Annotated in this window: 27 protein-coding genes and 1 riboswitch; of the genes, 7 read left to right on the top strand and 20 right to left on the bottom strand. The window is 31.2% G+C overall.

The window, feature by feature from the left end:
- Positions 1-2: 2 nt before the first annotated feature.
- The 4 genes from nifH to LL038_RS07320 form a co-directional block, all read right to left on the bottom strand.
- Positions 3-881: a nitrogenase iron protein gene (gene nifH / locus LL038_RS07305; protein WP_216121191.1), complete on the bottom strand. Its 879-nt coding sequence runs from the start codon at positions 879-881 to the stop codon at positions 3-5.
- A 69-nt stretch (positions 882-950) separates the two neighbouring features.
- Positions 951-1,847, bottom strand: a complete 897-nt coding sequence (locus tag LL038_RS07310; RefSeq protein WP_216121189.1) for a radical SAM protein — start codon at positions 1,845-1,847, stop codon at positions 951-953.
- Between the two features lie 235 nt (positions 1,848-2,082).
- Positions 2,083-2,595: a hypothetical protein gene (locus LL038_RS07315; protein ID WP_216172289.1), complete on the bottom strand. Its 513-nt coding sequence runs from the start codon at positions 2,593-2,595 to the stop codon at positions 2,083-2,085.
- A 138-nt stretch (positions 2,596-2,733) separates the two neighbouring features.
- Positions 2,734-2,898: a YezD family protein gene (locus LL038_RS07320; RefSeq protein ID WP_216121186.1), complete on the bottom strand. Its 165-nt coding sequence runs from the start codon at positions 2,896-2,898 to the stop codon at positions 2,734-2,736.
- Between the two features lie 459 nt (positions 2,899-3,357).
- Here LL038_RS07320 and LL038_RS07325 point away from each other — a divergent pair, with 459 nt between their 5' ends.
- The 5 genes from LL038_RS07325 to LL038_RS07345 are packed head-to-tail and all read left to right on the top strand — an operon-like array spanning position 3,358 to position 7,470.
- Positions 3,358-3,990, top strand: coding sequence for a DUF1847 domain-containing protein (locus LL038_RS07325; RefSeq protein ID WP_216121184.1), 633 nt, complete (start codon positions 3,358-3,360; stop codon positions 3,988-3,990).
- Positions 3,991-4,018: 28 nt separating this feature from the next.
- Positions 4,019-4,840 (top strand): transporter substrate-binding domain-containing protein, encoded by an 822-nt coding sequence (locus LL038_RS07330; RefSeq protein WP_216121182.1) that lies wholly within the window; start codon positions 4,019-4,021, stop codon positions 4,838-4,840.
- A gap of 14 nt (positions 4,841-4,854) precedes the next feature.
- Complete coding sequence (locus LL038_RS07335) at positions 4,855-5,580, top strand: amino acid ABC transporter permease (RefSeq protein WP_216121180.1); 726 nt, start codon at positions 4,855-4,857, stop codon at positions 5,578-5,580.
- Entirely contained in the window at positions 5,567-6,319 is a 753-nt protein-coding gene (locus LL038_RS07340; RefSeq protein ID WP_216121178.1) for an amino acid ABC transporter ATP-binding protein, read from the top strand. Before LL038_RS07335 ends, LL038_RS07340 begins: the two co-directional genes overlap by 14 nt.
- Positions 6,320-6,333: 14 nt before the next feature.
- Positions 6,334-7,470: a MalY/PatB family protein gene (locus tag LL038_RS07345; protein WP_216121176.1), complete on the top strand. Its 1,137-nt coding sequence runs from the start codon at positions 6,334-6,336 to the stop codon at positions 7,468-7,470.
- A gap of 75 nt (positions 7,471-7,545) precedes the next feature.
- Here the strand turns inward: LL038_RS07345 and LL038_RS07350 are convergent, their stop codons facing one another.
- The 7 genes from LL038_RS07350 to LL038_RS07380 form a co-directional block, all read right to left on the bottom strand.
- Positions 7,546-8,415: a cysteine ABC transporter substrate-binding protein gene (locus tag LL038_RS07350; protein WP_171297865.1), complete on the bottom strand. Its 870-nt coding sequence runs from the start codon at positions 8,413-8,415 to the stop codon at positions 7,546-7,548.
- 39 nt (positions 8,416-8,454) lie between these two features.
- Positions 8,455-9,201 carry an amino acid ABC transporter ATP-binding protein gene (locus LL038_RS07355; RefSeq protein ID WP_216121174.1) on the bottom strand — a complete coding sequence of 249 codons (747 nt, stop codon included), beginning with the start codon at positions 9,199-9,201 and terminating at the stop codon, positions 8,455-8,457.
- Between the two features lie 11 nt (positions 9,202-9,212).
- Positions 9,213-9,890, bottom strand: coding sequence for an amino acid ABC transporter permease (locus tag LL038_RS07360; RefSeq protein WP_152752172.1), 678 nt, complete (start codon positions 9,888-9,890; stop codon positions 9,213-9,215).
- Positions 9,859-10,536, bottom strand: a complete 678-nt coding sequence (locus LL038_RS07365; protein WP_071612696.1) for an amino acid ABC transporter permease — start codon at positions 10,534-10,536, stop codon at positions 9,859-9,861. Before LL038_RS07365 ends, LL038_RS07360 begins: the two co-directional genes overlap by 32 nt.
- 158 nt (positions 10,537-10,694) lie before the next feature.
- Entirely contained in the window at positions 10,695-11,465 is a 771-nt protein-coding gene (locus LL038_RS07370; protein ID WP_216121172.1) for an alpha/beta hydrolase, read from the bottom strand.
- A gap of 43 nt (positions 11,466-11,508) precedes the next feature.
- Entirely contained in the window at positions 11,509-11,859 is a 351-nt protein-coding gene (locus LL038_RS07375; RefSeq protein WP_216121170.1) for a NifB/NifX family molybdenum-iron cluster-binding protein, read from the bottom strand.
- Between the two features lie 146 nt (positions 11,860-12,005).
- A riboswitch (SAM riboswitch) is annotated at positions 12,006-12,112 on the bottom strand.
- A gap of 35 nt (positions 12,113-12,147) precedes the next feature.
- Positions 12,148-12,414 carry a DUF2325 domain-containing protein gene (locus LL038_RS07380; RefSeq protein ID WP_253200058.1) on the bottom strand — a complete coding sequence of 89 codons (267 nt, stop codon included), beginning with the start codon at positions 12,412-12,414 and terminating at the stop codon, positions 12,148-12,150.
- 276 nt (positions 12,415-12,690) lie between these two features.
- Here LL038_RS07380 and LL038_RS07385 point away from each other — a divergent pair, with 276 nt between their 5' ends.
- Positions 12,691-13,734, top strand: coding sequence for an aliphatic sulfonate ABC transporter substrate-binding protein (locus tag LL038_RS07385; RefSeq protein WP_216121166.1), 1,044 nt, complete (start codon positions 12,691-12,693; stop codon positions 13,732-13,734).
- Between the two features lie 92 nt (positions 13,735-13,826).
- Here the strand turns inward: LL038_RS07385 and LL038_RS07390 are convergent, their stop codons facing one another.
- The 8 genes from LL038_RS07390 to LL038_RS07425 all read right to left on the bottom strand — a co-directional run bounded on the left by LL038_RS07390 (position 13,827) and on the right by LL038_RS07425 (position 21,181).
- Positions 13,827-14,729 (bottom strand): fumarylacetoacetate hydrolase family protein, encoded by a 903-nt coding sequence (locus LL038_RS07390; protein ID WP_216121164.1) that lies wholly within the window; start codon positions 14,727-14,729, stop codon positions 13,827-13,829.
- Positions 14,730-14,863: 134 nt separating this feature from the next.
- Positions 14,864-15,226 (bottom strand): P-II family nitrogen regulator, encoded by a 363-nt coding sequence (locus tag LL038_RS07395; RefSeq protein ID WP_216107217.1) that lies wholly within the window; start codon positions 15,224-15,226, stop codon positions 14,864-14,866.
- A 32-nt stretch (positions 15,227-15,258) separates the two neighbouring features.
- The gene (locus LL038_RS07400; RefSeq protein WP_216121162.1) at positions 15,259-16,494 is read right to left on the bottom strand and encodes an ammonium transporter; all 1,236 of its coding nucleotides are present in this window, start codon (positions 16,492-16,494) and stop codon (positions 15,259-15,261) included.
- Between the two features lie 291 nt (positions 16,495-16,785).
- Positions 16,786-17,148 (bottom strand): P-II family nitrogen regulator, encoded by a 363-nt coding sequence (locus tag LL038_RS07405; protein ID WP_216121159.1) that lies wholly within the window; start codon positions 17,146-17,148, stop codon positions 16,786-16,788.
- A gap of 60 nt (positions 17,149-17,208) precedes the next feature.
- Positions 17,209-18,792, bottom strand: a complete 1,584-nt coding sequence (locus tag LL038_RS07410) for an ammonium transporter (protein ID WP_216121157.1) — start codon at positions 18,790-18,792, stop codon at positions 17,209-17,211.
- A 38-nt stretch (positions 18,793-18,830) separates the two neighbouring features.
- Positions 18,831-19,094, bottom strand: coding sequence for a hypothetical protein (locus LL038_RS07415; RefSeq protein WP_216121155.1), 264 nt, complete (start codon positions 19,092-19,094; stop codon positions 18,831-18,833).
- A 465-nt stretch (positions 19,095-19,559) separates the two neighbouring features.
- Positions 19,560-19,922, bottom strand: coding sequence for a P-II family nitrogen regulator (locus LL038_RS07420; protein ID WP_216121153.1), 363 nt, complete (start codon positions 19,920-19,922; stop codon positions 19,560-19,562).
- A 23-nt stretch (positions 19,923-19,945) separates the two neighbouring features.
- Positions 19,946-21,181, bottom strand: coding sequence for an ammonium transporter (locus LL038_RS07425; RefSeq protein WP_253200059.1), 1,236 nt, complete (start codon positions 21,179-21,181; stop codon positions 19,946-19,948).
- A gap of 657 nt (positions 21,182-21,838) precedes the next feature.
- Here LL038_RS07425 and gdhA point away from each other — a divergent pair.
- Complete coding sequence (gene gdhA, locus LL038_RS07430; protein WP_216121151.1) at positions 21,839-23,176, top strand: NADP-specific glutamate dehydrogenase; 1,338 nt, start codon at positions 21,839-21,841, stop codon at positions 23,174-23,176.
- A gap of 86 nt (positions 23,177-23,262) precedes the next feature.
- Here the strand turns inward: gdhA and LL038_RS07435 are convergent, their stop codons facing one another.
- Positions 23,263-24,651: a glycoside hydrolase family 1 protein gene (locus tag LL038_RS07435; RefSeq protein ID WP_216121149.1), complete on the bottom strand. Its 1,389-nt coding sequence runs from the start codon at positions 24,649-24,651 to the stop codon at positions 23,263-23,265.
- Positions 24,652-24,663 lie beyond the last annotated feature (12 nt).

Here is a 24,663-nt window from a genome sequence, read left to right on the forward strand (position 1 = left end):
TTTTATAAATTTCCAGCAGCTCCAGTTCCTATTATTCCACTTTCCACTTCTATTAATTTATCTGCCCATTTAGCTGCCCAATCTCTTAATTCCTGAATACCAAGTGGAGATGGAGTTTTTGACTCTACATGTTCATTAATTTTAGTTGCTAACCTATTATAAATTTTAGCTTGCTCTGAATTTGGCGCATTCTCAATCGTAGTCTTACCATGAAGTTCACTTTGAGTTACTGTAATTGATCTAGGGATATATTCCATTATTTTCGTTTCTGTTACTCTTGCAAAATCATCAACTATGTCCTTAGCATAAGGTGTATTAATTGAATTTGCTATAATACCTCCAAGAAGTGCTCCACCTGATTTAGAGTATTTTTGAATTCCCTTAAATAGATTATTTGATGCATATACTGACATGAAATCTGATGATGAAACTGTAAATACATGTTCAGCTATTCCCTCTCTTATTGGAACTGCAAACCCTCCGCAAACAACGTCTCCTAAAACATCATATATAACATAGTCTAAATCAAGTTCTTCAAACACTCTTTGCTGTTTAAATAATTGAACTGCAGTTATTATTCCACGTCCTGCACAACCAACTCCCGGAGCCGGACCACCTGCTTCTACGCAATAAATTCCATTAAATCCTCTAAATAATACATCTTGAGCCTTCACTGAATTTTTTTCTCTTAATGTATCGAGTACCGTAGGAATATAATCTCCACCTCTTAAGGTATTTGTAGAATCACTTTTAGGATCACAACCAAATTGTAAAACCTTATAGCCTTGTTTTGATAATGCCGCACTAATATTTGAAGTTGTAGTTGATTTACCAATACCACCCTTACCATAAATTGCAATTTGTTTTATTTTCTTTGCCATTTTAATCACTCCTATTTATGTTATTTGATTTTATATTTAGCATCATTATTTAATAATTTTAATGATTAATTAACCGTGTGAAAATGTCTCTAAATGTTTATTTGTTCCATAAAGCTTACTTGAAAGATCCTCTTTTCCAGGTATCCCACACGCATCTGCACGACAATGTTTACAATGCCTAAAAACCTCAAGATGCTTTTCAGCCTCTGTTCTTGCTTTATCTAATTGTTCGCATGTAGGTGCCGGAATGTAATCTAAATCATGTTGAGGTATTAGTGGAATAATATTATATAACATTGCTCCAGCTGCTTTAACGGTTTTCGCTATTTCTTCAATATGTTTATCATTAATGCCTGGTATAAGTACTGAGTTTATCTTAACAACTACTCCAAGCTTACTTATAGCTTCTATACCTTTTAATTGATTTGTTATAAGTATTTTAGCGGCCTGCTCACCATAATATTTTTTTCCTTCATATACAATAAAGGATATAATTTGGCTCTGAATAGATGGATCAACAGCATTTACTGTAACAGTTATGGTTCTTACTCCAGCATCATAAAGATCCTGCGCATATTTATATAACAATAAACCATTAGTGCTAAGGCATTTTATTAAGTCTGGATATGCAATATCAACAAGTTTAAATGTATCAATTGCTTGAGTTGTTGCCAGTGTATCTCCAGGTCCTGCTATCCCTACTACAGTTATTTGTGGACAAAGTTCCAAAGCTCTTTTTATGGTTTCAACCGCATCCTTTGGAGCTAATATACCATTAGCAACTCCTGGTCTATCCTCATCACTGTTACAATCTCTTTTGCAGAATTTACATTGTATATTACAAGCCGGACTAACCGGAAGATGAATCCTTCCAAAATTCGCATTAGCCTCTCCTCCAAGACATGGATGCAATTTGGCAAGATGAGAAAAATTTGTATTATTTTTATTTCTATTTCTGTTCTCCATATCCCTACTCCTTCCAATAATTAGACATCGTTGATCTTACTAAATATATCTCTTCTAAAAATCTAAATCTTATACATAAACTATAAAATAAAAAAAGAGGCTTTAGGACAGATTTACTCTGTATCCTAAAACCTCTAGTTATCTAGTCAGTTTTATATCATTCATATATGTTTAGTATGTTATTATTATAGCCATGCTTAAAATTTTTGTCAAGATTTTTTATTTAAATAATCAGCTAACTATATTCAAAATATCTATTAAACTCCCAATCAGTCACTGCTTTTTCATAAAGATTTACTTCATTTCTCCCAATTGATAAAAACAAATTTACAAATTCCCCACCATATTTACTAACAAGTTCTTTAAGTATTTCTCTACGTGCTAATTTAAAAACTTCACCATTATTTTCATGAATTTCTCCAAACACAAAAGCACTACCACTCCTCCATGGAATTTCTCTAAATGTAGACAATATAGTCTTCACTATTACATCCGGACATCCTGTTTTAAAATCAGAAATTTCCACTCCTTCAAAAAGATTACCTTGTATATCCCATCCTAGAGATGCTCTACACACTCCAAACCCACTATTATAATTTTTAAGGAAGCTTTTAATGGGAACCATTTTACCTCCAAGCATACCTAGGGTATCTGCATGTATCACTTCCACAGTATGTATCTTTTTTTCTTCAATTATTTTATTATTTCGTCTATTAACATAATTCTCCTCCAAATTAAAAAAGGCCAAAATTATCTTCTATAATTCAGAAAATAAGTCTAGTCTCCAGTTTACTGGTTAACTTTATTACTGCCATCTATATTTATATCTATCATAACGATTAGCTTTAGTCTATTATTTATGATTTTCCAATATAATTACTTCCATTCATCTTAATCTTAACTTTTCATTTCGCTCCATTTGTATAGCTATACCATCTTGTAAAACTAATGTCACAGATCCATATTGTATTGTTTTGAGTAACTCTAAAAGCTTTTTCAAATTTTTTTCTGAAATACTACAATTATCAAGTAGTAAATCTTTTGCCCACATAACAATTCCCCCCTATTAGAAAGTTATCACTAAATTAAATCTAAACTACATTTCAATAAAACTTTACAAGAATATTCTCTTCTAATACCTAGCATTCCTATATATTTAATTTTGATTTTATATTATACTACAACCCTTTCAAAATAATGTCAAGTATTTATATTTATTTCAAAAATATATCTGTAATGACCTCATACTATAGCTTTATAGAAATTCATTCTAATTTGTTTTAAAATCACTATAACTAAAGCTCATTCAAATTTACGAAGTAATAATTTACAATTGTTGTTAAAACCGATAAAAAAAATTAAAGAGAGTATTAATTGACAAATGAAAAATTAGATTGTATACTACTTTAAATAGTAAACATAGCGATATAGTATGAATTATATTATTATTTTCGCTTGTACATTATTAGAATAAAGACTGATAAACAACTAACGATTGGAGGAATGTAAAATGAGTGATAATTGTTTGACATGTACTGACTGCGCAGTTACAAATTGCGCTTCCAAAGATAAGGAGTATCCAGAATTTTGTCTAACGACTTCCTTGTCAGATATTGAACTTGATGCTGTAGTGGATTTGTATATCAATAATCCAGAAAATAAAAAAATAGCACAAGCAGCCGCAGAAGTAGAGGGTGAATTTTATTGTACTATTACAAGGGTTCAAGAAATTATAGAGTTTGCAAAAAAAATTGGAGCAAAGAAAATTGGGATTGCAACATGTGTAGGTCTAATTAATGAAAGTAGAATCTTTTCAAAAATATTAAAGAAAAATGGATTTAAAGTTTATGGAGTTGCATGCAAGGTTGGAGCAGTGGAAAAAAAGAAAATAAATATAGGAGATGAATACATAAAAAAAACTGGTGAATCGATGTGTAACCCAATTATGCAGGCTAAACTTTTAGATAAAGCACAAACTGATTTAAATGTCGTAGTAGGTTTATGTGTTGGACATGACAGTTTGTTTTATAAATATACAAACATACTTACAACTACTTTAATTACAAAAGATAGGGTACTAGGACATAACCCAGCAGTGGCATTGTACACATCAAACAGTTATTATAAAAAATTATTAGAATAAAAAATAAAGCTTTAAATGGGGGACTATTATGAATAAGATCACAAAAGTCATAGGATTAATAACAATATTAATTGTATCAACATCATTAATATCTTGTCAAAAGAAAGCGAGTGATGAAGGTTCTAAAAAAGTTGCAAAGGTTGTTGTAGCATTATCGGGTTCTCCTAAGCCTTATAATTATGTAAATGAAAAAGGTGAATTAGATGGATATGAAGTAGCTATATTAAAAGAAATAGATAAAAGATTACCAGAAATTGAATTAGATTTTCAAAAAACAGATTTTGCAGGTTTATTTGCAGGATTAGATTCTAATCGCTATCAAGTTGTTTCAAATAACATGACTAAAAAACCTGAACGTGAAGAAAAATATTTATTTAATGACAATTACTACGTTAAAAACCATACAGTTATTGCTGTAAGAGAAAACGAAACAAAAATTAAAACTATTGATGATTTACAAGGAAAAAAAGTTCCAGGAAGTTCTTCCGGGAATGCAACAACTTTATTTTTAGAAAAGTATAACGAAACTCATAAGGCGAATCCAATAAAAATAATCTATACAGAAGCTGGCTATGCTCCAGTATTACAAGATGTACAAAATGGCCGTTATGATGCTTATGTTGTAACTGAAACATATGTAGATACAGCAAAAAAAGAACTCGGTTTAAAACTCAAGACATTACCAATAAAAAATGAACAGGAAGTACAACAATCTAAAGGCTACTTTATGTTTAGAAAAGATCAAGTTGAGCTCAAAAAGAAATTTGATATCGTTTTAACTTCTCTAATAAAAGAGGGCAAATTAAAAGAATTAAGTATCAAGTATTTTGGTAAAGATTATTCACGTTAGGAGGCATGTAGTCTATGCAAGATATATTTAAACCTTCATTTATAATAGAGTCATTCCCAGAAATATTAAAATTTTTACCCGCTACATTAGAGATAGCCTTAATTTCAAGTGTAATTGGTATATTATTAGGATTTATTATAGCAATTATAAAGATTAAAAAAATACCAATTCTTAACAAATTAACAATACTATATGTATCCTTTATGCGTGGAACACCATTGTTAGTTCAATTGTTTTTAGCTTATTATGGCACTCCACTTATAATAGAATTTATAAATTATAAATTTAGTACAAAATATAATATTAATGATATTCCAGCTATGGTATTTGTATTCTTAGCATTTTCTTTAAATGAAAGCGCATACACATCTGAAACGATAAGAGGTGCAATACTTTCAGTTGATAAAAAGGAAGTTGAGGCTGGACAATCTATTGGTATGACTTCATCTACAATAATGAGACGAATAATATTACCACAAGCCTTAGTAGTTGCAATCCCTAATCTTGGCAATACATTAATTAGCCTAATAAAATCGACATCACTTGCATTTACTGTTTCAGTAATGGATGTAATGGGATCTGCTAAAGTTATAGCCGGAAGAAATATGAGGTTTTTTGAGGTATATATATCTGTGGCTATAATATATTGGGTTATATGTTTGCTTATAGAAATAGTAATTAAAAAAATAGAAATCAAACTAAACATACAAGATAGAGAGGTTATAGATGATAGAGGTTAAAAATCTACATAAAAGTTTTGGCAAAAATCATGTGTTAAAAGGTATAAATTTAACTGTTAAAACAGGAGAAGTAGTAACTATCATTGGTTCAAGCGGTTCTGGGAAATCAACATTTTTAAGGACTTTAAACTTTTTAGATATTGCATCCACTGGAGAAATAAAGTTAGATGATATTTATATAGATGTATCTAATGCAAAGAAAAAAGATATCCTAAATATTAGAAGAGACACAGCAATGGTATTTCAAGGATATAATCTTTTTAAAAGGCGTACAGCCTTAGAAAATGTTATGGAAGCTTTAATTTTTGTGCAAAAGCAAGAAAAAGAAAAAGCAAAGACTAAGTCAATAGAATTATTAACTAAAGTAGGATTAAAAGATAGGATAAATTACTATCCACATCAATTATCAGGTGGACAGCAACAAAGAGTTGCTATAGCTAGAGCATTAGCTATAAACCCTAAGGTTATTTTGTTTGATGAACCAACCTCAGCATTAGATCCAGAAATGGTCTCCGAGGTATTAGATGTAATAAAATCTATTGCACATAGCGGTATTACACTAATTATAGTTACACATGAAATGAATTTTGCACGTGAGGTCTCAGATAGAATAATATTCTTTGATAACGGTGGAATATTAGAAGAAGGAAATCCAAAAGAATTTTTCTTTAATCCTAAAGAAGAACGTACAAAACAATTTTTAAAAAGTTTTAATGAAGCATTTACTTATGAAATATAATGGAGGCTTATAATATGGTTAATTATGATGAGATTATAGATAGAAGAAATACAGCATGTTCAAAATGGGATGGACAAGGAGGAGATTATATTCCTTTATGGATATCTGATATGGATTTTAAGTCAGCAGAACCAATCCTTAATGCCATAACAAAGAGAGTCAATCATGGTGTTTTTGGTTATACCCATGATGAGAAGAAATTAGAAGAAATAGTATATGATTTTTATAAGAAAGAATATAATTATGAAATAAAGAAGGAATGGATTGTTCTTATTCCTAGTGTAATGCCAGGAGCTACTATGGCGTGTAGAGTTGCTAAAGGTGATATAATGTTTAATACACCTATGTACCCACACATAAGAAGATTACCGGGTGAGGTTAATTGTAATGCTTTAGAAGTACCTCTTAAACTTGTTAATGATAAATATACTTTTGATTTTGAAGCAATGAAAGAGGCTCTTGATGAAAATATTAAGGTTTTTGTATTATGCAATCCTCATAATCCGGTAGGTAGGGTATATAGTAGAGAGGAATTAGAAAATGTAATTAAGTTTTGTGATGAAAACAATTTATTATTAGTTTCGGATGAAATACATAGTGAATTAATTTTTGAAGGAAAGCATATTCCAGCATTCACTATAAATGAAAAAGCTAAAAACATAAGTATTACATTAGCTAGTCCTGCAAAGACTTACAATATTCCAGCCCTACCTTTAGGCTTTGCTATAATTCCAAACGAAGAGATACGAAAAATTTATAAAAAAGAAATTCTAGGTGTGTTTGGTCATCCAGCAGTATTATCAGTAGAAGCTTTTAAATCAGCGTATACTGAATGTGATGAATGGAAAAATGAATTATTACAATATTTAAAAGAAAATAGAGATTATGTAGAGGAAAGAGTATCTAGAATAAAAGGTTTAAAAATAAATCATAATGAAGGAACTTACCTTGCTTGGATAGATGCTAGAGAAGCAAGTATTGAATATCCATACAAATTTTTCTTAGATAAAACAAATATAAAGTTTTCTGATGGAGTCGACTTTGGAAGAGAAGGATTTATAAGAATAAACTTTGGTTGTCCTAGGGCCAACTTAAAAGAAGCCTTTGATAGAATTGAAAAAGTATTAGGTTCTGTAAATAGTTTTGTGTAAACAGCAATCTAAAAAAGCTTCGTTAAATGCTTATAATATAAAGTATTTAACGAAGTTTTAATTTTTTTGTTATTCCTACTTTAACTTTCCACCTTCAATTACGATGTTTTCTTCATAATTTGCTCCATATACAGGTGTTAATGTGGATTCATAAGCTTTGTGTACAAATTTCTCCTTGCCAAGAGTTACAAGTTCAGTGTTAATCCAATCTTTAAGTTCATTATTTCCTTTAGCAACTGCAGGAGCAATTGTATCTTCTGCTCCAAGTGATGGTACGCCAACGTTAAATGTTGGGTTATCTTTAGCCCATGCAATAACTTCTGTATTGTCACTTACAATAGCATCTCCACGCTTATCTTTAAGTGCCTGGAATATTTCAGAGTATTGTTCGAATTTAAGTAATTGTATATCAGGGTAGGTTTTTGTAAGATACGTTTCTGCTGTTGTTCCTTTTGCTATTATAACTTTTTTACCTTTTAACTGATCAATTGATGTAATCTTAGCACTGTTAGGAGCTACTATTCCAAGAGATACCTTCATATAAGGATTTGCAAAATCAACCTTTTGTTTTCTTTCATCTGTAACTGTAAAATTAGCCATTATTATATCAACCTTTTTAGATTCAAGATAAGCTACTCTACTCGCTGCGTCAACCAAAACAAATTGAACTTTAGTTTCATCGCCTAGAAGATCCTTTGCAAATCTTTTAGCAATAACTACATCAAACCCTTGATTTTTTCCATTTGAATCCACATAACCAAATGGAGCCTTATCACTAAATACTCCAATTTTTATAGTCCCACGTTTTTTGATTGCTGCAATAGAACTATCATTTGTAACAGTTGATCCGCTTTTCTTTGATGAATTACTTCCGCAACCCACAAGTCCTCCCACTACTATTGTTGTAACAGCTAAAGCCAAAATAATTCTTTTAACATTTCCCATAATTAATCGTCCCCTTAATTAATATTTAATCATTAATAATTAATATTGTAATATATTTAGAAAGTGCTGTGCACGTTCCGTCTTTGGACTTTCAAAAAATTCTTGTGGCTCTGAAGTTTCACATATAATTCCATCATCCATAAATACTATTCGATCAGCAACTAAGCGAGCAAACCCCATTTCATGAGTAACAATAACCATAGTCATACCTTGCTTTGCAAGGCCCAATATGACATCTAATACCTCTCTTACTACTTCAGGATCAAGCGAGGCTGTAACCTCATCAAAGAGAATTATTTCTGGATTCATGCATAAGGCCCTTACAATAGCTATTCTTTGCTTTTGACCTCCTGAAAGCTGCCTCGGGTATGAGTCCTTTCTATCTAACAACCCAACTCTAGACAAAAGTTCTTCTGCCTGTGTTAGTGCTTCTGCTTTATCCCTTTTCTGAACTTTTAAAGGACCAAGAAGTATATTTTCTATAACTGTCATATGCGGAAATAATTCATAATTTTGAAATACCATTCCTATTTTCAAACGTATATCTTCCCAATTCATATCCTTTTGTATAAGGCTTTTATCTTTAAACTTTATATCACCGCTTTGAATTTTCTCAAGACCATTAAGGCACCTTAGTAGCGTGCTTTTACCACAGCCCGATGGCCCTAAAATAACTAGGACTTCCCCCTTATGTAGACTGAGGGTAACGCCCTTTAAAACCTCTTTATCATCAAATTTTTTATGAATATCCTGTATTTGAAGCAAGACAGTATTGTCCTTATCCATAATTTCCACCCCTAATCTTTCCATTTAGTTTCTAACTTTTTTGATATATAAGATAATGGATAACATACTAGAAAGTACAATATAAATATAAACCCATAAACTCCAAAAGAAGCAGTTGGAAATTTAAAACGAGAACTTTCTATAATCTGTTGTCCCACCTTTACTACATCTATAACCCCTATCAAAACTACAAGTGAGGTAGTCTTAACCATTCTTGTAGCTAGATTAATAGTACCAGGTAACATTCTCCTTATGGCTTGTGGTATAAGAACATACCTATAAAGTTTATAATAGCTTAATCCTAGAGCTTTTCCTGATTCAATCTGATGTTTTGGTAATGATTGCAATGCTCCACGTACAATATCCCCCATTTCTGCCGCACCCCAGAGACTAAAAACAATAATTGCGATTGTAATGCCACTAATATCTACATTTAATGCTGTAGTAACTCCAAAATAGAAAATAAATAACCAAACAAGTGTAGGTATTACTCTAAATAATTCAAGATAAATGCGATTAATAATAAGTATGGGTTTAAATTTTGTTGTTCTACTAAGTCCAATAATTATACCTAAAATAGAGGCTATAATTATTGAAATTAAAGCAATTTCAACTGTTACAAATAAGCCTTCGAACAAACGCTCAAAGTTTTTCCCTTCAAAGATTGCTCTGATTCCCAAACTCTGCATAACGCACCTTCCTCTCCAGCCAAGATAATAAAATTGATAATGGCAAAATCAAAATAATATAAACCACCACAAGCATTGCTAAAGATTCAAAAGTTTTATAATACATTCCTATTAAATCCTTCGTTACATTCATAACATCCAAGATGGATATAGCTCCTAGTACAGATGTCTCCTTTAATAAAAATATACAATTTGCACCAAGAGAAGGTAAGCTCACAGAAAATGCCTGAGGAATTATCACATATCTAGCTAACTGAAACTTGGAAAGTGCTATGCTAAGGCCAGATTCTATCTGTGACTTACTCACAGCTTCTATTCCACCTCTAAAAGCCTCAGCCATGTAACTCCCCCCTAAAAAGGCTAATCCAATTATTGCACAAGTATTCGCACTCATCTTTAAACCTAACTTTGGAAGACCATAATACAGAAAAAATATCTGCACCAGTAGTGGAGTATTCCTTGATAGTTCTATATATGCCTTAACAATAATCTCCATACCCTTAACTTTGAAGTATAGTATTGCACAACACAAAAGACCAATAACTACTGATATAAGTATCCCTCCAAAAGCTAGCTTTAAAGTAATCCATGCAGCCTTTTCATATAAAGGCAAACTGCTAATTACAAATTCCCAATCAATACTCATCTACATATCACCTTCTTATAGCATTTGACTTAAATATTTTTTGTTATTTACATAAAATTCATATCTCTTAATATGTTTATCTGCAAAAAACATTCCTACAATTCATGTAGGAATACTTTACATTATATTAACATTTGATAAATTTGTCAATAGCTTAATTAAAGTTGTTTTTCTATAAATTCTATTGTATTATCAATTACCTGTTCTTCCCACTCACGTTTGTCAAAGGTATGATTTGCTCCGTTAATCACTTTTAATAAAGAGGAATCTCCCCAAAAATCGATATACTTTTGCGATGCACTTAATGAAACTACATCGTCTTTGTCTCCATGGATTATAAGAGATTTTTTATCATATTCAGCTGCTTTTTCATATATTTTTATATTTTTAACATTATCCACAAATTTCGTCCCTACAAGTAATCCTTCAACATCAAAATAACCATTTTGCCTAAATTCCTCAAAATTCGCCCCAATATAATGTTTATCTAAAATTATTTCACCCATATTTCCTGCAGGTGCCCATAAGCAAATTGTTTCTATATCACTTTTTCTTTCTCCTGCAAGCATGCTAGCAATTGCACCTCCCATGCTTAATCCTACTATTCCAATTCTGTCATTATCTACAAAATCTAATGTTTTTACATAATTTAAAATGTTATTTGCATCTTTTAACTCGGTATCCATAGTCATATCTATAAAATCTCCATCACTTTCACCACTTCCTGCGAAATCAAACCTTATACATGCTATTCCAGCCCTTTCAAGTAATCTAGATAACTTTACAAATATGAAGTGTGGACCCATTTTATCACCACAAAACCCGTGAAATATTATAACTATCGGTACTTTATTATTTATATTCTCAGGAGTATGGAGTATGCCCCTAAGCCTTAAATTCTCACTATCAATTTCAACTACCTTCTGCATTCAAGTATGCCCCCTTTTATTGTTATATTATTTACCCTATATACTATTTGATACTTTTATCAATATTTGAATAATATTTAATTAACTTCTCCAAAGCATCCTCAATCAAATCACGCACATCAAAAGATTCTATTCCTTTTATTCTTAGTGCCTGAGCTGCACCCTTTCCGATTTGGCTAGCTAAAACTGCTCTTGTGCCTTTAAGTGCTTGCACTGCTGACAAAAGTTTATTATCATCATGTTCTCCAAACTCACAAAAAGCACTTGCTTCTAATAACTCTAAAAATTTATAATTATCCTTTTCCACTTCAAAGATTAAAAACTGTGTAGCTCTTCCAAAATGTTGATTTACTACCTTGCCATCACTACTTGCAACAGCTATTTTATATGACATAAAACCACCCCTCATTTATTTAGTTTTCTTTAAAAAACAACCTATACTTATTTAAAAATTCAATAAAAAAAGTCCTCTACTTTTTTATAAAAGAAGAGGATAAAATGCATTAACACTCCGTAGAATAATTAAATTAATAGCACTTTCACTCATCTTCCAGAACATAGTTCTGCTGGACTTAGCACCTTACATGTCAAAACATGTGGTTGCTGAAACTTCATCAGGCCAATCCCTCAGTTTCTCTAGATAAGAAAATTATTTAATTTTTATTATGTATTTAAATTCTGCTTATACTACTAATGAACTTTCAACACAGGACCATGAGCGTTTTGAATATATAGTCTTTATACCAAGCCTTTTAGACTCTTTTTTTATATGATTACTTACTCCATGACTAACAAAATCGGTTAAAACTAAAATTAAATCAATGTCTTTAGGAATTTCAATACATTTATGTTTGTTCTTACGACCACTTATGTGTTTAGATACACAATATCCATATTTACAAAGATTACAATTTATTACTTCAATATTATCCCCACCTACAATTAACATACTCATAGCCCCCGCCATTCAAGAATTCTCTAACCCCATATTCTCAAATAGTTTTCACCGCCTTCCTCTTATAATTATATTTTTTGAACTTTCAAACTATTCAATGCCTACTATTCCTATTATATTACTATGTTTCAACTAAAATTGCAACATATTTCTAAAAAAAATAAACTATTGACATATTTTTATTTAGGAACTAATATATTAACTATTACATATCATATTAAACATACCGCAATACTAGGATTATGAAATAATTAAAATAAGGGGGACAAAATGAAAAATTCAAAAGTTTTCAAATTTTCAATCGCATTATTACTAGGTATCTCAATTATTGGGACATTTTCAGGCTGCTCATCAAAAGAAACAAAAGGTGAGGCTGTTAATGTTAGAGTTGGATATTTTCCAAACATAACCCATGCACAAGCGCTTGTAGGCCGCGATCAAGGTACTTTTCAAAAGGCTATAGGCGCAGCGAACAAAATAGATTGGAAACTATTTAATGCAGGTCCAGCAGAAGTAGAGGCACTTTTTGCAGGAGCTATTGATATTGGATATATAGGACCCGGACCAGCTATAAATGCTTATGTAAAATCTAAAGGTGATGTTCAAATTATTGCAGGCGCAACTGATGCAGGAGCAATATTTGTCTCTAGAAAAGGCATAGTTATTAAGAATTTAAAAGATTTAAGTGGCAAGAAAATCGCAGTTCCTCAGTTTGGAAACACTCAGGATTTAACTCTTAGAAAAATATTATCTGACAATGGACTTAAGGATAAAACAAAGGGTGGAACCGTAGAAGTAAGGCAGGTAGAGAACGCAGACATTTTAGCCTTACTACAAAAGGGAGATATAGATGCAGCTCTCGTACCAGAACCTTGGGGATCAAGGCTAATAAAAGAGGCAAGTGCAAATATTATCTTAGATTATAAAGATGTATTTAGGGAAGGAAAATATACTACTGCTGTAGTAGTTGTTAGAACTGAGTTTTTAAAAGATCATCCACAAATTGTTGAAGCTTTTATAAAAAATCACGTAGCGACAACCGAATATATTAATAAGAACCCAGCTAAAGCTAAAGAAATAGTTAATAAACAAATCACTGAGTTAACTAAGAAATCAATAGCAAATGATGTTTTAGATGCTGCTTTTAAGAGATTAACAATTACAAACGATCCTGAAAAAGATTCAGTACTTGATTTTGTTAAATCATCAGTTAAAGAAGGTTTCTTAAAATCAGAACCCGATACTAAGGATTTATTTAATCTTACTATTTTAAATAAAGTTTTAAAAGAAAAGGGTCTAGCTCAAATAAAATAATACAGGTAATAACTTTAATACACACATATTAAGTTAAAGGCATACTTTTTAAACAAAAGTATGCCTTTAACTTATATTTTTAAATTTTTTGTCTATCCATTAATAACGATTACTTTATTAACTAATTTGCCTATATTCTCAATATAACATTCTACGATATCTTCATTTTTCAAAACCTTAGGTGGAACAAATCCTAGACCAACACCACTTGGAGTGCCTGTACTAATTATATCACCTGGTTTTAAAGTAAGCCCTTTTGACAAATCACTAATAATATATGGTATATCAAAAATTAAATTTCTTGTGTTGGAATTTTGCCTTAATTCATCATTAACACTACATGTTATATTTAGCTCTACTGGGAATTTAATTTCACTTTTATGAACTAAACATGGTCCCATAGGGCAAAATGTGTCTAAACTTTTCCCTTTAAACCACTGAGTGTGCTTTCCTTGCAAATCTCTAGCTGAAACATCATTAACTATAGTGTAGCCAAAAATGTATTCTTCTACATTCTCTGGTTTAATATCAGTTCCTTCTTTTCCAATTACTACTGCGAGTTCTACTTCATAATCTACTTGAGTTGTAACTTTTGAAGAAAATTTAATAAAATCACCACTTCCAATTGCAGGTGATGCTACTTTAGTAAAATATATAGGGTATTCTGGAATACCAGTACCTGATATTTTAGTTTTTTTAATTTCTTTTACATGATCTACATAATTTTTGCCAAGGCAAAATATATTTCTTTTGGGATTTGGTATTGGCGCAAGTAATTTAATTGAATTTAATGATACATAATTAAAATTGTTACTACTAATAGCATTTTTAATTTTTTCCACTGTATTTTCTTCAAAACTTTCTATTAGTTCAATCATAGAACTAACACTAGCTTTACCTAATGCATTGTATATTTCATTGATATATATAACCTTTTGTCCAATAATAATTCCTACGCTTTCCTTACCTTTGTTAATATACGTAACAAATTTCATAATTAAAAGACCCCTTTATACTTTTTAAAATTTCAACTCAGTTTTAATAAATTATATCAATAAACAGCAAAAAAGTCTTTTTTTTATAAAAAAAGACCAACTTAATGTAATTAAGCTGACCTTTTAATATTAAATTATTTATTATATCTTAGGGCATCTCGACCTTCAGCCCCATTGCTGATTCTTATAATATTTTTAACATCATAAACAAATATTTTTCCATCACCCATTTTCCCTGTATGAAGTACCTTCTTTGCAGTTTCTACAACTAATTCTACAGGAATATCGCAAACTATTACTTCTACTTTTATTTTAGGTAGAAGATTAATGTCTAAGGCAAGCCCACGATAAAATTCTTTATGGCCCTTTTGCATACCACATCCTAAAACGTTAGATACAGTCATTCCACTAACACCAATTTCATTTAAAGCGTCCTTTAATTCATCAAATTTACTCGATGATGTAATAATATCTATCTTTGAAAATTTCTCTTCCATACCCGTACCCCCTTTTATTTTAACTTGTTTCATTAAATATCTATTCCACCATAAGCTTCTTCACCATGTAGTGAAACATCTAGTCCTTCCATTTCTTCTTCACTTGTTACTCTTAAACTCATAAATATACTTATAACTTTTAATATTATAAATGTCATTATTGCTGAGTATGCAATAATTGCTACAATTGCAATCAGTTGAATTCCTACTAATTTAATATTACCATATATTAATCCATTTGCGCCAGCAGAATTTATAGCTTTTGAAGCAAAAATACCAGTAGCTAGTACTCCCCAAATGCCTCCAATTCCATGACACCCAAAAGCATCTAAGGAATCATCATAACCGAATTTCTGTTTAAATACCGTTACACTAAAGAAACATAACATGCCTCCAATTCCGCCTATTAATAACGATGCCATAGGACTTACAAAACCCGCGCCTGGTGTTATTGCAACAAGTCCTGCAACCATACCACTTGCAATGCCCAGTGACGTAACCTTTTTTCTAGCAACTACCTCACATATACTCCAAGAAATAATACCTGCAGCAGCAGATGTATTAGTTGTAATAAATGCATTTAATGCTACACCATTTATTGCTAGTGCGCTCCCAGCATTAAATCCAAACCATCCAAACCACAAAATTCCAGCCCCTAACATTGTCATAGGAATATTATGAGGAGTAATTGTTTTTAACTTTTTTCTCTTTCCTATTACGAGTGCTGCAACAAGTGCTGAAATACCCGAACTTATTTCAACAACATATCCCCCTGCAAAATCTAATACTCCTAGATTCTTAAGCCATCCACCAGCACCCCATACCCAGTGTGCAATTGGATCGTAAACTATTATTGACCATATTAAAATGAATACTGTAAAAGCGAAAAATTTCATTCTCTCAGCAATTGCTCCTGAAATTATAGCGGGAGTAATTATTGCAAACATAAGCTGAAATAACATAAATACTGATTGTGGAATCGTAGTCGCATAATTATTATTTGGAAGAAATCCCACTCCTTGCAATCCAATAAATTGGAAATTGCCAATAATTCCAGCAAAATCTTTTCCGAAACATAACGTATACCCTATTAAAATCCATTGAATTGATATAATAGCCATTGCCGCATAACTATGTACTGTAATACTAAGTACATTTTTTCTTCTTACCATTCCCCCATAAAACAAAGCGAGTCCTGGCGTCATTAACATTACTAATAAAGTTGAAAAAATTACAAATGACATATCTGCAGCATTTATTGCCTTCATAGAAATTCCTCCTAATTAAATATTATTCCTAAATGCAAAAAAAATTTCATTGCAGTTACAATGAATTTTCTCTTGCCAATAAGCGTCATTTTACTTAATTTTGCGACAAAAGTCAAGCTTTTTTATTTTATTAATTAAATTACAATTTAGTGATACTATTTATCTTTTTTAATATATTCTCCATAGCTATTACTTTATGTAAAGCCTTATTATCGAAAAAGTATAACAACTAAAAAGCAGACCAACTTAATGCAATTAAGTTGATCTGCTTTTCTTTAATTATAGATGTAATTATTTATTATACCGAAGAGCATCTCGTCCTTCAGCACCATTACTGATTCTTATAATGTTTTTAACATCATAAACAAATATTTTTCCATCACCCATTTTTCCTGTGTGTAGTACTTTTTTTGCTGTTTCCACAACCAAGTCCACAGGAATATCACACACTATTATTTCTACCTTTAATTTAGGTAAAAGATTAATATCTAAAGCAAGTCCTCGATAAAATTCTTTGTGACCCTTTTGAATTCCACATCCTAAAACGTTTGACACAGTCATGCCACTGATGCCAATTGCGTTTAAGGCTTCCTTCAATTCCTCAAATTTACTTGGAGATGTAATAATATCTATTTTCGAAAATTTTTCTTCCATGTTTGTAACCCCCTTTTATTTTATAAAGTTATCTTGAATACAATTACAGATAATTTTTATCTATTTTTTAGGATGAATCATTCTCTCCTTTATAGAACTTGATATTTCAATATTATCAGGATTTAATGCAAAATCTGGGTACGCAAGCATTCCCATTTCCGGAACATCTAAACCATCAATTTCTACTTGTGCAGATACTCTAAGTCCCATTGTTTTATTAAGCACTTTATAGAACAAATAAGATAATCCAAATCCCCAAACAATCAATACTGCAACACATATAAGTTGAGCCTCTAATTGTTTGAATCCACCACCGTAAAACAAACCAATAACTCCACCTTTAATTCCATTTAAACCATCTCCGTAGGTCCCATCTGCAAACAACCCTACAGCAAGTACTCCAAATACACCATTAACACAATGAACCGATATTGCACCAACAGGATCATCGATTTTGAATTTATCTTCAAATACCCTTACTGATATACATACAAGTATTCCGGAGATAATCCCAATTATAAAAGATGATATTCCATTTACAAAAGCACAAGGAGCTGTGATTGCAACAAGTCCTGCTAAAGCTCCATTACACATCATTGACGGGTCAGGTTTACCATATCTTAACCACATATACATCATTGCGGTAAATCCACCTACAGCTCCTGCAATCATTGTATTAGTTGCAACTACTGCTAGTCTTAGATCAGTAGCATTAGTTGTACTACCTGCATTAAAAGCAAACCAACAGAAAAACAAGATTATAGTTCCGACTATTGCCATTGGTATATCATGTCCAGGAAATGCTACTGCTGTTCCATCTTTTCTAAATTTACCAATTCTAGGTCCTATAACAATTGCACCCGCAAGAGCCATCATACCTCCCATTGAGTGTACTACTGCTGATCCAGCGAAATCCACAACACCATGTCCTAGTCCTGCACGTACACCTAATTGCGCAAGCCATCCTCCGCCCCATACCCAATTACCAAATAGTGGATAAAATATCATTGATACGAAAAATGAATTTATTACTACTACCGAAAACTTAACTCTTTCTGCCATTGATCCGGTTGGTATTGTACAAGTTGTATCCATAAATACCATCTGGAAGAAGAATAATGCATATACTCCTACATCATAAGTTCCACCACTTGCAAGTGCTAATCCTTTTGTACCAAAAATACCCCAACCAGCTATAGATACTTCATGATTTAACGTTGCTACCCCAGATCCAAGCGAAGCCCAACCTCCAACACCACCAAATTGAATTGCAAAACCAACTAAGAAATAACCTATTGCACCAACTACAAATACCATAAAGTTCATCGCCATTGTATGCAAAGCATTTTTAGATCTACAGAAACCTGTTTCTACCATTGCAAATCCGCACTGGAAAAAGAATATTAACATTCCCGTCATTAGCACCCATACATAATTAACACCCAATGTATTTTTTGCAATTTGTGTTGTTATTTCACTAGATGTTGGTTTACCAGCAATCTGCGCTGTTATCTGATTGACCGTAGCCGCTTTTACACCTGTCGGATCTCCGCTTGCCCCTTCTGCAAATACAACAACTGAAAAAACGCTTATAAACAATACTGTTAACAAAGTTATTATAGAAATTTTTGTCATTTTCTTCATTTATTATCCCCCCTATATTCATTCTTTTTTATTCTTTTTTATTCTTTTTTCATTCGTTTAAAATTTGCCCAAGAAAAACTGTTACCTTTTTCATTTATTTCACCTTTTAGTTTTAAGATCATTTTATAATAGCGTGCTGAAAAATATAAAACCGTCAAACCAATAATTGCACCTGGAATATTTGTGTTAATAACTTTAAAAGTTATTTTGAAATAAATACTATATACAATAAATATGCATCCTGAAAGCAATATCAAAGTATTTAAAGCCATTAGTACCATAATAGAATATTTTTTTTTCATACAATTCCTCCCACAAATTATTTTCCATTATTAATTAGTTTTATATAACCTCCTTTTTACGCTTAGTTTATTTAGTAACTTTTGATTGTAATTACCATTTATATTATAAATAATATAATACCACCCTTTTCAGACAATTGCAATATTTCTTTTAATGTTATTCATTTTATTCGATTAAGCTTGTGTTTATTTGAACCAAATGTTTAAAATATAGACTTTTTCTAGAAAAATACATTTAAAATGATTTAGAGTTGATAATAAAAAATCAAATATTCGTATTTAATAAAAAATTTTTTTTAATATTTACAAAAATAAATATCCATTATGACAACGATATACCTCCTTGAAATTATATTTAAGTATAAATTTAGTTAAAATAAAAAGTGCTTTCTACAATTTAATTAAATCATAGAAAGCACTTTTTATTTTTATAGAATTAAACTGATCTATTACTTTTAAATATAATTATTTGTTATATCGTAGAGCATCTCGCCCTTCAGCACCATTACTTATTCTTATAATATTTTTCACATCGTAAACAAATATTTTTCCATCACCCATTTTCCCCGTGTGTAGTACCTTTTGTGCTGTTTCCACAACCAAGTCTACTGGAATATCGCACACTATTATTTCTACCTTCAATTTTGGTAAAAGATTAATATCTAAAGCGAGTCCTCGATAAAATTCTTTGTGGCCCTTTTGAATTCCACATCCTAAAACGTTAGATACAGTCATACCACTTACACCAATCGCATTTAGAGCTTCTTTTAATTCTTCAAATTTACTTGAAGATGTAATAATATCTATCTTTGAAAATTTTTCTTCCATAATAGTACCCCCTTTTTATTTTATTAAATATCTATACCACCATAAGCTTCCTCACCATGTTGAGAAATATCTAATCCATCATTTTCTTCATCCGCACTTACTCTTAAGGTCATAAACTTACCTAATACTTTTAATATAATAAATGTCATTATTGCTGAGTATGCAATTGTTGCAACAATTGCTATTATTTGAATTCCTAGTAATTTAATATTACCATGAATTAATCCATTTGCGCCGGCAGAATTTATAGCCTTTGAAGCAAAAATACCAGTAGCTATGCCTCCCCAAATCCCTCCAATCCCATGACAACCAAAAGCATCTAATGCATCATCATATCCAAATTTTTGTTTAACTACAGTTACGCTAAAGAAACATATTATGCCGCCTATTCCACCTATCAATATGGAAGCCATCGGACTTACGAAACCTGCACCAGGTGTTATAGCAACTAATCCTACAACTATACCACTTGCAAGCCCAAGGGATGTAACTTTCTTTCTAATAATCAGCTCACATGTACACCAAGCTAGTGCAGACGCCGCAGCAGATGTATTAGTTGTAATAAATGCATTAAGTGCTACACCATTTACTGCGAGTGCGCTTCCTGCATTAAACCCAAACCATCCAAACCACAAAATCCCTGCTCCAAGAAGTGTCATAGGAAGATTGTGTGGAGTAATTGATTTTAATTTTTTTCTCTTTCCTATTACAAGTGCTACAACAAGTGCAGATATACCTGAACTTATATGAACTACATTTCCACCTGCAAAATCTAGTGCTCCTAAATTTCTAAGCCATCCACCTGCACCCCATACCCAGTGTGCAATTGGATCATAAACTAATGTTGTCCATACTAAAATAAAGACTGCAAATGCAAGAAATTTCATTCTCCCAGCAATTGCTCCTGAAATTAAAGCAGGTGTTATTATTGCAAACATTAACTGAAATAACATAAATACTGATTGTGGTATCGTAGTTGCATAGTCTGCATTTGGAAGAAATCCTACACCATTCAAACCAAGAAACTGAAAATTACCAACAAAACCAGCGAAATCTTTTCCGAAACATAAAGTATAACCAATTAAAACCCATTGAAGTGATACAATTACCATTGCTGTATAACTATGTACTGTAGTACTAAGTACATTTTTTCTTCTCACCATTCCACCATAAAATAAAGCAAGTCCCGGTGTCATTAACATTACTAATACCGTTGCAAAAATCATAAATGACGTATCTGTCGTATTTATTGCGTTCATAAAAATTCCCCCTAATTAAATATTATTATTCCTAGCTTTTAAAAATTCGTATTGTAGTCACAATGAATTTTTGCTTACCATTAGAAATCATTTTACTAACTTTTGAAGCATAAGTCAAGTATTTTAATATTCTGTCATTTCTATTTTTTTCACCAATAATATGCCAATTGTAGGCGTATTAACGCAAAATCAACATATAAATACGAATGTAACCATTAACATTATATATTTAAATCAATTTTAAAAAACTATATTATTGCATGTTATTATTAAAATTAATTCATTTTATAACAATCATATATTCAACTTGTACATAAACTTCAATATGGATTTGTACTTTATTTTACATATAAACCAATCTCCTCAAATAAATTATTACAACCTTGTTAGTTATATTAGATTGATTAGTTTTAGTATATTTGCGAAATTTATTTAATAAAAATCACACGACTAATTTGTTATGGTGTAGTATATCACCACAAGTCCTTACCACTGCTCACCGTTATCAAAACTAGCTTTTAAAAAGTTGAAAAATCGTTCTATAAATGGTAGAATATATAATAGATAAATGCAATTTTTACAAAATTGTATATATTGATAACTATTAATTTTAATATTCAACACATATTTATTTATTATATTTGAGGAGGCCATAAAATGAGTTTATTATCAAGTTTAACTCAACAAGTTATTAAGAAAAACCCAAACGAACCAGAATTTCAACAGGCTGTAAAAGAAATACTAGAATCACTAGAGCCAGTTGCTGTAGCTCATCCTGAATGGATGGAAGCTGGAATATTTGATAGAATTGTAGAGCCGGAGAGACAAATTATATTTAGAGTTTCCTGGATAGATGATAAGGGAGTAGTAAATGTAAACAGAGGTTTTCGTGTCCAATTTAATAGTGCTATCGGACCTTACAAAGGCGGTTTAAGGCTTCATCCTTCAGTTAATCTTAGTATTATTAAATTCCTTGGATTTGAACAAACTTTTAAAAACTCCTTAACTGGTCTACCAATTGGTGGTGGTAAGGGTGGAAGTGACTTTGATCCTAAGGGAAAATCTGATAGAGAAATAATGAGATTTTGCCAGAGTTTTATGACTGAGCTTTCAAAACATATTGGAGCTGATACTGACGTTCCTGCCGGTGATATTGGTGTTGGTGGCAGAGAGATTGGTTTTATGTATGGTCAATATAAAAGGCTTAGAAATGAATTTACAGGTGTATTAACAGGTAAAGGACTATCTTATGGTGGAAGTCTTGCTCGTACAGAAGCCACTGGATATGGTATGTGTTACTTTGTTGAAGAAATGCTTAAAGCTACAAAAAATTCTTTTAAAAATAAAACAGTTGTAATTTCTGGTTCAGGTAATGTTGCAATATACGGAGCCGAAAAAGCTATACAGCTAGGAGCAAATGTAGTCGCATTAAGTGATTCAAATGGATACATATATGATCCTACTGGAATTAAACTAGATACAGTTAAAAAAATTAAAGAAGTTAATAGAGAAAGAATAAGTGAATATGTTAAATATCATCCTACTGCAGAATATCATGAAGGTTGCTCAGGAATTTGGAAAATAAAGTGTGATATTGCACTTCCTTGTGCTACTCAGAATGAAATAAATGAAACATCTGCAAAAACTCTTGTAGCAAATGGGTGTATAGCAGTTGGAGAAGGCGCAAATATGCCTTCCACTCCAGAAGCAATTAATGTATTCTTAAAAAGTAAAATTCTTTTTGGGCCTGCTAAGGCAGTTAATGCAGGCGGTGTTGCTACCTCAGCACTTGAAATGTCACAAAACAGCATAAGATACTCATGGACATTTGAAGAAGTTGATAATAAATTAAAGGCTATAATGTCTGATATTTATATTAAAGCAAGTAGTGCTGCAAAAGAATATGGATTTGAAGGTAATTTACTTGCCGGTGCTAATATCGCAGGATTCATTAAGGTAGCAGATGCTATGTATTCTGAGGGAATAGCATATTAATATTTGCTTTAATAATTTTTGAAAAAATATAACATTAGACCAACTTAATTGCTTAAGTTGATCTAATGCTATATTTATACATTTAATTAAAATCCGTTATTTTTAACTACTTCTTTAATCCAATATGCACTTTTTTTAGGAATTCGCTTTTGAGTTTTTAAATCTAATTGTATAAATCCATATCTGTTTTTATAAGCATTACTCCAAGACCAGTTATCAATAAATGTCCACATATGATATCCCTTAACATTACAACCCTCATCCATGGATTTATGAAGCCATGTTAAATGTCCTTTCAAAAAATCTATTCTATAACTATCATCAATCATACCATCTTTTATAAATTGTTCTTCATTTTGTACACCCATACCATTTTCTGATATATAAGACTCTATGTTTCCATAATTGTCTTTTAAATTTATCATGATATCATATACGCCCTTCTCATAGATCTCCCACCCTCTAGAAACATTCATTTTTCTACCTGGCATTTCATAATTATCAAAAAAATTATCAGGCATAAAAGGTGATTCTGGATTCGGCATAAATGCTTTCGCTTTTATTCGTCTTGGTTGATAATAGTTAACTCCTAGAAACTGTACTACATTATCTTTTATTAACTGTAAATCTCTATCTATCATATCAGGTAATAAATTGTGTTCCTTTACTAGTTTTATTAACTCCTCTGGATATTTTCCCATTACACACGGATCTAAAAAACTTCTGTTAAATAATAAATCAGCGATATTTGCAGCTTTTAAATCTGCTGGATTATTACTTCTTGGATATGAAGGTGTCAAATTAAGAATTATTCCTATCTTTGAATTTAGAATATTCAAACTTTTAAATTCTTTTATAGCTTGTGCACTAGCTATAGTAGTATTGTATGCAACCTGCACAGCTCTTTTAAAATCTACTACATTAGGATAGTGAAAATCATATAAATAGCCGCCTTCTACGGGTACTACCGGTTCATTAAAAGTGAACCATTTTTTTACTCGATCACTAAATAATTCAAAACATACCCTTGCATATTTTACATATTCGTTTACCACAACTCTACTTTCCCATCCACCCTTATCTTGCATAATAAGTGGCATATCAAAATGATATAAATTTATAAACGGTTCGATATCATTTGCCAATAGTTCATTTATCACATCATTATAAAAGTTTTTTGCTTTTTCATTCACTTTTCCATTCTCAGTTGGAATTAATCTTGACCAAGATATAGAAAATCTAAAACTATTATGACCTATTTCCTTCATAAGCTTTATATCTTGTTTATATTTATGGTAAAAGTCAGAAGTTAAAGATGGTCCAACTTCATTAAAAAATCTATAAGGTTCTTTTTCATACCAATAATCCCATATGTTTAATGCTTTCCCATCATCTATTGACGTTCCTTCTGATTGTGGACCTGATGAGGCACTGCCCCACCAGAAATCATTAGGAAATTTATATTTAAGCTCCACTTTGTCTTCCTC

This window comes from Clostridium estertheticum (assembly GCF_026650985.1).
Lineage (GTDB): Bacteria > Bacillota > Clostridia > Clostridiales > Clostridiaceae > Clostridium_AD > Clostridium_AD estertheticum_C.